This window comes from Arthrobacter sp. 05L417 (assembly GCF_056397865.1).
This window is the reverse complement of the sequence record NZ_JBFTOG010000028.1, coordinates 62826-73176: the sequence shown is the minus strand read 5'-3', so window position 1 is coordinate 73176 and position 10351 is coordinate 62826. Positions and strand designations below refer to the sequence as shown.

The 10351-nt window shown below is 64.5% G+C and carries 10 protein-coding genes; 7 read left to right on the top strand and 3 right to left on the bottom strand.

Annotated elements, in window-relative coordinates:
- The first annotated feature begins 350 nt into the window (after positions 1 to 350).
- Both AC1DJW_RS18380 and AC1DJW_RS18375 read left to right on the top strand, forming a co-directional pair.
- Entirely contained in the window at positions 351 to 1751 is a 1401-nt protein-coding gene (locus tag AC1DJW_RS18380) for a sensor histidine kinase (protein WP_476902103.1), read from the top strand.
- Positions 1744 to 2418, top strand: a complete 675-nt coding sequence (locus tag AC1DJW_RS18375; RefSeq protein ID WP_476902102.1) for a response regulator — start codon at positions 1744 to 1746, stop codon at positions 2416 to 2418. Before AC1DJW_RS18380 ends, AC1DJW_RS18375 begins: the two co-directional genes overlap by 8 nt.
- 82 nt (positions 2419 to 2500) lie before the next feature.
- On the opposite strand, the gene AC1DJW_RS18370 is transcribed toward AC1DJW_RS18375, so the two are convergent.
- Positions 2501 to 2974, bottom strand: coding sequence for a DUF4383 domain-containing protein (locus AC1DJW_RS18370; RefSeq protein ID WP_284756060.1), 474 nt, complete (start codon positions 2972 to 2974; stop codon positions 2501 to 2503).
- A gap of 196 nt (positions 2975 to 3170) precedes the next feature.
- Between AC1DJW_RS18370 and AC1DJW_RS18365 the strand changes: the two genes are divergently transcribed.
- Entirely contained in the window at positions 3171 to 4160 is a 990-nt protein-coding gene (locus AC1DJW_RS18365; RefSeq protein ID WP_390282784.1) for a hypothetical protein, read from the top strand.
- Positions 4161 to 4286: 126 nt separating this feature from the next.
- On the opposite strand, the gene AC1DJW_RS18360 is transcribed toward AC1DJW_RS18365, so the two are convergent.
- Positions 4287 to 4922 carry a LysE family translocator gene (locus AC1DJW_RS18360; RefSeq protein WP_284756058.1) on the bottom strand — a complete coding sequence of 212 codons (636 nt, stop codon included), beginning with the start codon at positions 4920 to 4922 and terminating at the stop codon, positions 4287 to 4289.
- 103 nt (positions 4923 to 5025) lie between these two features.
- Here AC1DJW_RS18360 and AC1DJW_RS18355 point away from each other — a divergent pair, with 103 nt between their 5' ends.
- Complete coding sequence (locus tag AC1DJW_RS18355) at positions 5026 to 5481, top strand: Lrp/AsnC family transcriptional regulator (protein WP_234751876.1); 456 nt, start codon at positions 5026 to 5028, stop codon at positions 5479 to 5481.
- Between the two features lie 122 nt (positions 5482 to 5603).
- Positions 5604 to 7496 carry an HNH endonuclease signature motif containing protein gene (locus tag AC1DJW_RS18350; RefSeq protein WP_284756057.1) on the top strand — a complete coding sequence of 631 codons (1893 nt, stop codon included), beginning with the start codon at positions 5604 to 5606 and terminating at the stop codon, positions 7494 to 7496.
- Positions 7497 to 7498: 2 nt separating this feature from the next.
- Here AC1DJW_RS18350 and AC1DJW_RS18345 read toward each other — a convergent pair whose 3' ends face one another.
- On the bottom strand, positions 7499 to 7957 hold the full coding sequence (locus tag AC1DJW_RS18345) for an Lrp/AsnC family transcriptional regulator (RefSeq protein ID WP_269996679.1): 459 nt from the start codon (positions 7955 to 7957) through the stop codon (positions 7499 to 7501).
- Between the two features lie 266 nt (positions 7958 to 8223).
- Between AC1DJW_RS18345 and AC1DJW_RS18340 the strand changes: the two genes are divergently transcribed.
- Positions 8224 to 8856, top strand: coding sequence for an RraA family protein (locus tag AC1DJW_RS18340; protein ID WP_284756056.1), 633 nt, complete (start codon positions 8224 to 8226; stop codon positions 8854 to 8856).
- Between the two features lie 45 nt (positions 8857 to 8901).
- Entirely contained in the window at positions 8902 to 10251 is a 1350-nt protein-coding gene (locus tag AC1DJW_RS18335; protein ID WP_476902101.1) for an MFS transporter, read from the top strand.
- The last annotated feature ends 100 nt before the right edge of the window (positions 10252 to 10351 follow it).

The following is a 10351-nucleotide window of genomic DNA, read 5'->3' as shown; positions in this document are numbered from 1 at the left end:
CTACGAACGACACCCCGGAAGATTCCGCCAACGACCCGCCACACCGGCCCCCGCCACACACGCCGGGATCAACCTCCCGCAGACCAAAACACCCCAAAAACCAGCCCAGTGACTCCACACAGCTTGACAACTTTCGGCTCGCTCACCTTTGGCGCCCTTTCGACAAACGCTCGCTCACCTTTGGCGCCCTTTCGACAAACGCTCGCTCACCTTTGGCGCCCTTTCGACAAACGCTCGCTCACATCTCGCGTTGGCTCCAAGGATGAATCCGCTGGCTTCCGGGTGGAGATCGAACGCCGGAGCGCGGAATCGGCGGTCCCGCGTGCTTGGCCGTGGATAGGGTGGCTGACATGGAACAGACACTGAAAGTTGTACGGCATTGGGGCGCCCCTGCGGCGGCCGTCATTTTCTTCGCACTGTGGTGCGTGGCGGAACTGGGATTTATGGCGGCATGGCTTCCCCATTGGGCCGAATTGTGGAAGCTTATTCTGTCAAGATTTTCGATACTGATCTTGACCACCTTCGCCATTGCTGTCTCGGCATGGCGACCCGCGCTCTCTCTGGGATTCACGGCCGTCTTGCTAATGGGTCAGTTGGTGTACTTCATCCCGGAGCCTGATTCCAATGATTGGGCGATTTACTTGGGCTCATTCATTGCCTTGGGGTTTTCGATGTGGACTGCGAGGGGTCGTCTGCAATTTGTTGTCGCCGGGAGCAACGTGGCTTTCGCCGGTGTAATGGTTTTCATGATGTTGTCGTGGCGCTACGGGCAGGGCGTTGGCTGGTTCCGCCCGTTATTTATGGGCGACAGATTCGCCCTGGCCAACAACGGCTGGCAGGTCTTCTCGTTCCTTTTCCTCATCGCAGCTGGTTGCGCCGCAGCGGGCCTCGCCCTGCGCCTTTACGAAGAACGCGGAAGTCTTTTCAAAGCCCGGAACCTCGTCCAGGCAAACCTCAAGGAGACCGAAGTCGAGCTGGTCGTGGAGCAGGAGCGCACACGGATCGCCCGGGATCTCCACGACGTCTTGGCGCATTCGCTCGCAGTGATCGCCGCGCAAGCCGACGGCACCCGCTACCTCAGCCAAGACCAACCCAAGGCAGTGCTCGACGCTTTGGAGAACATCGCGGTATCGGCCCGCCACGCATTGGTGGACGCCCAGCGCGTCATTGAAGGAGTGCGCGACGACGGCCTGGTAACTCCGCAGCCCCGGCTCACCGACGTCGGGCCTCTTGTCGAGCGGATGCGGCAGGGGAGCCTCAAGGTCCAGCAGAGCGAAACCGGAACCCCGGTGGACCTTGGCGCGGGCCAGCAACTCGCCGTATTCCGGATTGTGCAGGAGTGCTTGACGAACGCCCTCAAGCACGGAGGACGCGGCACGGCCGTGCGCCTTCACTTCGACTGGAGCGGCCCAGGGCTGACCATGCACGTTGCTTCGGAATTGCCGGCGTCCGTTTCGATTGGGGGGACGGACGACGGCGGTGCCGCCGAGCGCGTGGGGCGCGGCATTCCCGGAATGCGCGAGCGTGCGCATCTAGCCGGAGGCTGGCTCAGTTCCGGGCCCGACGGCGAGCAGTTCCGCGTGACGGTCTTCATCCCCTATGGATCGCGCCCGGCAGCGCTCCTTCCGGAAGGTGGGGCGGAAGAGGAGGGTGTTTCGTCCGCCAAGGGGCTGGAGCAGGAGCCGGCGCTGGCTCTCGAGGGCGCCTCGCCGTCGTCGGGCCCTGAGCGGGGAAGCATCGGACGTGGCTGAAACACCCATCACGGTTGCCTTAGTGGACGACCAACCACTGTTCCGTTCCGGCATCCGCATGCTGGTGCAGAGCCAGGCGGACATGGACATGGCCTGGGAGGCCGACGACGGCGAACAAGCCGTGATGCTCGCGGCCGAGCAGCGGCCAGACGTCATGCTGATGGACCTTCGGATGCCCGTGCTGGATGGAGTCGAGGCCACGCGCCGCATCACGGAGGAAGCCGATGCGGCGGGAACGGACAAGCCAAAGATCATTGCCCTGACCACCTTCAACAGGGACCAGGCCGTGGTTGAAGCCGTGCAGGCGGGAGCGAGCGGGTACCTGCTCAAGAGTGCGGAACCGGAATTCCTCCTGGCCGCCATCCGAACCGTGTATTCGGGATACTCGGTGATCGCGCCTGGTTCGGTTCACGAGCTCTTCCAGCACGCAGCCAGGACGGTGCCGGTCGCCGGGCCGGACCTCGCCGCGATGGACGAGCTGTCTCCACGCGAGCGGGATGTGTTCCTGCTGGCGGCCAAAGGCTTAGGGAACGCCGAGATGGCGCAAAGCCTGTTTGTCTCCGAGGCCACAGTGAAATCCCATCTGCGCAGTGTCCTCAGCAAGCTGGGGCTGCGCACAAGGCTTCAGCTGGTGGCATTCGCCTACGAACGCAGGCTTCTCGGGTAGGCAACCAGAACGCAAAGGCGACGGCCGCCCGAAAGGGACGGCCGCCGTCGTGCAACTGCAGAGTGTTGCAGAGTCGGGGGCACTACATGGCGCGGCCCTTCGACTCCTCTCTTACATCGCGTCCAAGCCAAATGCCAAGGGCAACCATGACAACACCGAGAACCAGGTGCAGCCAGTCGTCCGCGGCGTTCATGGGCACGAAGTCAGCGCTCATGCTGGACATGGTGATGAGACCGTAGATCCACAGGACGAGGTAGATTGCGCCGCCACCGATCAAGTAACCGCGCGCCATCCTTCCAGTCCTCGCGAAGTACAGGCCTGCTGCGCCGAACAGCAAATGGACAATATTGTGCAGGACGGATACTTGGAAGACTCCAAGAAGCATGGCGCCCGAGTCATGTCCTGCAAAGGCCATGGCGCCGTAATTGCTGGTGATGCCCGGGATAAATCCCAAGACGCCAACAGCCAGGAAAACCCAGCCCAAAACCAGTGCTGTGTTGTGCAGCGTCAGCCCCATCACGTGGTGGTGCTGCGCGGGGTGTGAAGCAGTAGTCATAGCTCCTCCCGATCACGATTTCCATCGGCCCTTCAAATGGAGGGCCGTATCGCGGCAAGGAGTCGGAACCCTGCCGACGGGGATATCATACTCCCGAAAACCCCGGAATAGAGGGGAGAAGCCGGGACATGCGGAGCTAGCATGGTTCTGTGATGCCCAATTCTGCGACGCTTTGTCCTGCGATTCCAGGGCAACCGTGAGTGAGCCATCGGTTCCCGGAGTCCGTGGAGCGATCTTCTGGGACACCAGGGACATCACGCCGTTCCGGAATGGACATGTCCGCACATCGGTGGGTGGACTGGCTGAGGGCTTGAGCGGTGCGATTTGGGGCTTCCTGAAAGGAAAGGCCGCTGGCCGGATCGACGTCGCGGGGGACGTTCCGAGGCTCAAGCGGCTGGCCGGCAAGACCGCCAAATCGGTGTACGACGCGGTCTTTACCAGCACGGAACCGGACCGCCTGATTACCTTGGCGCGCAGCTACCCCGGCTGGGCTGGCCTCTGCTACGTGATTGCCGGGCTGCTTGTGTACAAACACGGTGGATATTTTCGGGCGTCGGAACTGCTGCAGCGGGGCTTGTCCATTCGGATCGACGACGCCGCCAGCCAGTTCTCCGCAAGTTACCTTCGCAGGGTGGTCACGCGGGTCGAGGTAGCGGAGCGGATTGACGTCCCCGTCCTGTTCAGCGAGGAATCCGTGTTCCTTGCCCTCTCGCATTGCTTCCGGGAAACGGGCCAGACGGCAGAGGCCCTGGACGCCCTTGCCAGCTTGCCGCCGTCGTTGCCCACCGCCTTGGCCCGCTGCACTGCGGCGGCAGCGCTCGAGCGGCACGCCGACGTCGTCGCCTGGACGGAGGGGCTGCGCAACACGGACGACCTCTCGGCGGCGCTCCTGCTGATTCGGGCGCAGTCGCTCAGGGTGTTGGGGGAGCGGGAGGCGGCACAGGCCGCTCTCGTGGAGGTACTCCGGAGGAAGAAGACCAGCCTCGCCTTGCGCAATGACGCGCTTACGGACAGGGCACTGTCGAAGCTTGAGGTCAGGCGGCGTCCCAGCCCGCGGCCCTTTGTTGCTGAGCGGGTCCGGCGCGGCAAGCCGGAGGACGCTGAGCCGGATGCCGTCGATGGGATTCGCAAGGACATCGAGGTGCGTCGAATGTGGAACAAGGACTTCGGCGAGCCGGGCGGTTAACGCCGGGACTAACGACGCGCGGTTAGTCCCGAAGCGCGCGGAGGACTCCGCGAATCGAAACCCCACGGCGCCGACAGCATTGCGTCCGTCGCTGCCTCCTCAGAGCGATCCCACCCGGAGGCCGCGTCACCGGAGCAGCGGAAGCAACTGTTCGCCCAACAGAACGACGCCGAGTCCCACCATGATGATTCCGCTCGCAAGGGTCACCACGCGGGCGGCGGAGGGCCTGGACTGCAGCAGCTTTCGCGAAGTCAGGGCCACCACGGTGTAAATGATGCCCGCGAACAAGACGAAGGTGAGGCCCAGTACGCCGGACTGCACCGGCACCGGCAACGAAGCCTCCGGGCTCACGAATTGCGGCACCAGCGCCAGGAAGAACAGCAGACCCTTGGGATTGATGCCGCTCGTGCCCATACCCTGCAGGAAGGTGCGCATCTGGTTTCGGGACTGCCCGACGGCGTCATCCGCACTGAAGCTCGCGCCGCGCCACGAGCGCATGGTGCTCACGCCCAGCCAGAGCAAGTAGCCCGCGCCAGCGACCGTCAACCAGCCGAGAAGCCCCGGAACGCCCGTTAAAAGGGCTGCGAGTCCGGCCACCAGGAGGGCCGTGTGCAGCACGTATCCGCTGCACAGGCCGGCCACAGCGGGGAAGAAGCTGCGCCGGCGCAGGCCTGCGGCAATCGAATATGCCCAGTCGACGCCCGGGGTGCACGCCAAGGTGACAGCGACTATGACGAAGGCGAGAAAAAGCTGGGGATTCATGGTGGCTCCTGGCTGGCGGTTACACCATGAACTTTATGGAAAATCCGCCCATAAGTGTTCCCATTTTTAGCCAGGCTTGCCGAGGTTTCGGTAAGATGTTTGCGTGATTGATGGAATAGATAGAACTATTTTGCGCCACCTCAAAGAGGATGGCCGAATGACTGCCACCGCGCTCGCGGCCAAGGTGGGGTTGACCGTGGCTCCGTGCCATCGAAGGCTGCGGGATCTCGAGGCCTCCGGCGTCATTCGGGGGTACAGGGCAGACATCGATCCGGGTGCGATTGGCCTGGGATTCGAGGCCATAGTCTTTGTGACCCTGCGCCAGGCTGACCGCGCCACGATGTCGGAGTTCGAAGACCGGGTGGCAGCCATTCCGAACATCGTCGAGGCCCAGCGGCTCTTCGGCTCGCCGGACTACCTCCTCCGCGTGATCGCCGCCGATCTCCCGGCCTACCAGCGCTTCTACGACGACCAACTCTCGGCGCTTCCCGCCGTCGAGCGCCTCAACTCGACGTTGGTGATGAAGAACCTGAAGCCGAACGCGGGACCGCCGGTCTGAGTCCGGGTTAAATCACGGAACCGGCCGGGCTTTGGATTCGTTGCCGGGCCACGGTCGGTAGGTATCGGTGGCCGGATCTGGGACCGGCCTAAAATGTCGTAGCCCCCTGGCAGAGTGTTTCCATGGAAGCGATCGGATGCGTCGGTACCCGGCAGGACCTTGGGTCCGGCGGGCTTTTCGTGGCGTCCCATCGTGCCCGGGCGCCGCGCTTTGCCGGGGTTGCGGGCGGGTTTCCGGGCGGGCTGGCCTTCGCAGATCCGCGCGATCTCGGCGGTCGGCAGGCCGTTCTGGACGGGGCCGTGGCGGCAGTGAGGTCGCTGGCCGGCAAGGCGGCCGACGACGTCGGACGGCTGGGTTTCCAAGAGGCCGTCGCGTTCGTGTCCGGGGTTGAGGAACTTTCCCGCACCATGGATTATCTCCAACTGCTCGCCGCTGCAGGGCTGGACAGGGCCCGGAGCGCTGAACCCGCCACCGAGCCGGGCTGGACGACGGGCTGGGCCGCGGAGGCGGATACGGGCCCTGGCGTGGGCTGGACCTCCGAGACCATGGCAGGCCGCATGGACGCGCAGGGTGGTGCCTCCGGCCCGGTGCCGGGTGGGGCGTTGCAGGGCCCAGGGACTGTCAGCCGTGAGGCGGATGCGGCTTCTTCGGTGCGGGGAACCGGGAGCGCTCGTGGCGGAGAGTTCCGGAACACGGCTGAGCATCTGCGTTCGTTGCTGCGGATCAGTGCCGCCGAGGCCAGGCGCCGTCTGGCCCTGGCCCGGGACCTGGTGCCGGGCCGCGGCCTCACCGGACAGACGGTCCCGCCCCGGCACGAAGAAACGGCCGCGGCGCTGGCGTCCGGGGTCATCGGGTCGCGGACAGCCGGGATCATCACGATGGCCGTGGAGAAGGTGCGTCCACTGTGCGGCCCGGAGAAGGCGGCGGAGATGGAACACGCCCTGACCCGCACCGCGCAGGAGAACGATCCGGATTTCCTGGCCAGGGTCGCCCGGCGCTGGGTCGAGGCGATCGACCAGGACGGCCCGGAACCCTCCGAAGAATCCCTCCGCTACCACCAGGGCGCGTTCCTGCGCCGCCCCAAACACGGCCTGCAGCACGTGGAGATCTACGCCACCACCGAACAATACGAACACCTGCTCACCGTCATGAACACCGCCACCAACCCCCGCACCCGCCTACCCGAGGGCACCGGCGCCGGCGTGGAAGGAAACGACCGACCTGCAGATCCGGACAGCGGAAACAATCCGGACGGTGGAAACGAGCCGCTGGAGCGGAGGTCGAGGGCGCAGAAGCTCCTGGACGGTTTGGTCGGCGCCTGCAAGCTCGCCCTGGCCACCGGGTCCCTGCCCGCCACCGGCGGCCACCGCCCGCAGATCATGGCCACCATCGACCACCGCGAACTCTTCACCCAATACAGCCAGGCCCAGCAATCCAAGAACGGGCAGCCCGAGCCCTTCGGGGAAGCTGCGCCGCTTGGAAATGAGCCCACGGGCCAATTCGGGCGCGAGGGTTCCGGCCGGCCGGGGTTTGAGGTTTCCGGCCAGCCCGCCCTGTTCGGCCGCCCCCGGCAGGGCACCGGCACCGGGTTCGGCGGCACCGGGTCCTTCACGTTCACCGGGCCCGTCCCGGCAGCTACGTTGCGCAGACTAGCCTGCGACGCGGACATCATCCCCGTGGTCCTGGGCGGCGAGGGCCAGGTCCTGGACATCGGCAGGGCCTCAAGGATCTTCCCGCCGCAAATCCGCAAAGCCATCACGGCGCGGGACAAGGGCTGCGCCTTCCCCGGGTGCACCATGCCGGCACCGTGGTGCGAGGCCCACCACATCGAGTACTGGTCCCGCGGCGGAGCCACTGGCACCGCCAACGGCACGCTCCTGTGCAGCCACCACCATCACCTGATCCACAAGGAAGACTGGAACATCCAAGTCCAAGCGGGCGTGCCCTGGTTCATCCCGCCACCCCACACCGACCCGGACCGGAAACCCAGAAGAAACCACTACTTCCAGATATGACCTCAGCCTCGCAGCAACCCCGTCGTCCGGTATGGAATCACCTCGCGCAGGAACATGCTAGTGGACGTGCGCACGATTCCCGGGCATAGCCTGATCTCTTCGGATACCCGGTATAGATCATCCGGGCTTGTGGCGACCACGCGGATGATGAGGTCGGTGTCGCCGGCCGGCGCATGGCATTCGAGTACTTCCGGGATGTCGCGCAGGGCAGCGATGGCCTCGTTCAGCCGGCTCTGATCCAACTCCGCACTTACCGCCGCCGCAACGCCGCGGCCCAGTGCTGAGGGCAGCACGCGGCTGCTGTTCGGACGCAAAGCGCCCGACGCCGACATTCGCTCCAGGCGCGACTGGACCGTCCCGCGCGCCAGGCCCAGGCGCTGGGCGAGGACCATGATCGGCACCCGGGGGTCGTCGTCGAGCGCGGCAAGGATCCGCTTGTCCGTTGAATCCAATTCCTGCATCGCTAACGCTTTCTGCCTAGTCGCGGAAGATCCGACTGGTCAGAATGACCAGCCGAAACCCATTCTCCCGCACAATCCCGGCCGAGCAGCCCACCGGCGGGACCAGTTCGCCCCGAGCCATGGTTGCGAATCATTTACATGCCCGTAACGGGAAAGCCTTGACGGCATGAATTTAAAACGCGAAACTCTTCTCATATGTGATTGACGTCTCAAGAAGATCGGCACCCAAGGCGCCGGCTCTTGGGAAGAAACCAAAGGCGAAGAAAATGGCAACAACACTCGAACTGACCGTCCGCACCGCATCCTGGACCCGGCCGCCCCGCGAACTGGTCCGTGCGTTCGAAGCGTTCCCCGTGGCAAACATCGGTGACGCCATGGAGCGGCTTGGGATCGTCGACGGCGGAATCAGCCCGGTCTGGGAAGGCGCCCGTTGTGTCGGCTCGGCACTGCCCGTCCTGGGCGCCGCCGGAGACAATGCCGCCGTCATCGAAGCGCTGAACTACATCCAGCCCGGCGATGTGGTGGTCATCAACGGCTTCGGCCACGAACACCGCGCCCTCGTCGGCGAGCAACTGTCCCAGCGCTTCGAAGCCGCGGGCGCCACCGGCGCGGTCATTGACGGCTACATCCGGGACCGCGCCACCATCACCGAAATCAAGTTCCCCGTCTTTGCCCGGGGTGTCACCCCCGCCGGTCCGTTCAAGAACGGCCCGGGTGTCATCGGCGAACCCGTAGCAATCGGCGGAATCGTCTGCTCGGCGGGCGATATCGTCGCCGCCGATGACGACGGAGTGGTCATCATCCCCCGGGCCCGTGCCGCCGAAATCCTGGAACGAGTCATCGCAGTGGCCGCGCACGAGGCCGAGATGACAGCGGAAATCACCCGCGAATACAGCTAGCGCTTTCTCCCACCCCAGCCCCCTCATAGACTGAAAGCACCCACCATGACAAAGCAATCGACGGAATCAGTGGAACTGAACACCGCTCAAATCAAAGTCGTAACCGCTGACGGCAGGATGGTGCGCAAAGCAACCTTTGCCGGCACCATGGGTTCCTTCGTGGAATGGTACGACTACGGCATCTACGGCCTGTTGACCACGTACCTGGCCATGAACATCATGGGTTCCAAGGACGTCGGCTCCTTGCTCCTGACCAACGTCGGCTTCCTGGTGAGCTTCCTGGCCCGCCCCTTCGGCAGCGTCATCTGCGGTTTCCTGGGTGACCGGCTGGGCCGCAAGAATCTGCTCGCCGTCCTCCTGCTCCTCATCTCCGGGGCCACCGCCTGCATCGGCCTCATCCCGTCGTACTCGGTCATCTTCTGGGCCGCTCCGGCCTTGCTGATCCTGTTCCGCATCCTTCAGGGCTTCTCAGCCGGCGGGGAAGTGGCAGGCGCCATGGCCTTCGTGGGCGAATACGCCCACAACAAGCACCGCAACTACTCCATGAGCTTCATCGCGGTCGGTTCCTTCTGCGCCCTGCTTTTCGGTAGCGCCCTCTCCGCCGGCCTTATCACCACCCTCGGCGACTCGACCATGCAATCCTGGGCGTGGCGCATTCCGTTCATCTTTGCCCTGCCCTTGGGCTACGTCGGCTTCTACATCCGCTCCAAGATGGAAGACACCCCGCACTTCGCGGCACTCCGAGAGCGCAACGAGGTGGAACGCAACCCGCTGCGCACTGTCTTCACCTCCAAGCGCCACCTCAAGGCCATCGCCCTGACCATCTTCCTCCCGGCGCTGAACGGCCCCGGTTACTACCTCCTGTTCGCTTACATGCCCACGTACCTGAAGACCCAGCTCGGTGCGGGCAACAACTTCACCATGCTCCAGGCGCTCCTCGTCACCGCCGTCAGCTTGGTGGCCATCATCATCTCCATCCCGCTCATGGCCCGCCTGTCCGACCGCATCGGACGCAAACCCGTATTGGCTCTCTCCGCCGTGCTCATGGCCGGTGTCTCCTACCCGATGTTTGCAATGATCACCACTGGCAACATGCCGCTGGCCTGTGTTGCCACGGTCGTGATGGCCATCGCGTTCTCCGGCCACGCCGCCGTCGTCCACACTGTGCTGACCGAAATGTTCCCCACTACTGTCCGCTACAGCGCGTACAGCATCGGCTTCAGCATCAGCACTATCATCTTCGGCGGCAGCGCCCCGCTGGTCATGACGGAACTGATCAAGGCCACCGGCAACAGCATGGTTCCCGCCTACGCCTCGATCGGGACGGCCATCATCACGCTCGTCTCGGTCTACTTCCTGAAGGAAACCAAGGGACAGCCCCTGCAGACTCACTAGTAAAACCAGAACCCCGACGGCGGCGGCCGCCCGCCAGCGAAACGGCAGCCGCCGCCGTCGAAAGCAAGACAACAGAACCTCCTAACCAGGAACAGAAGCA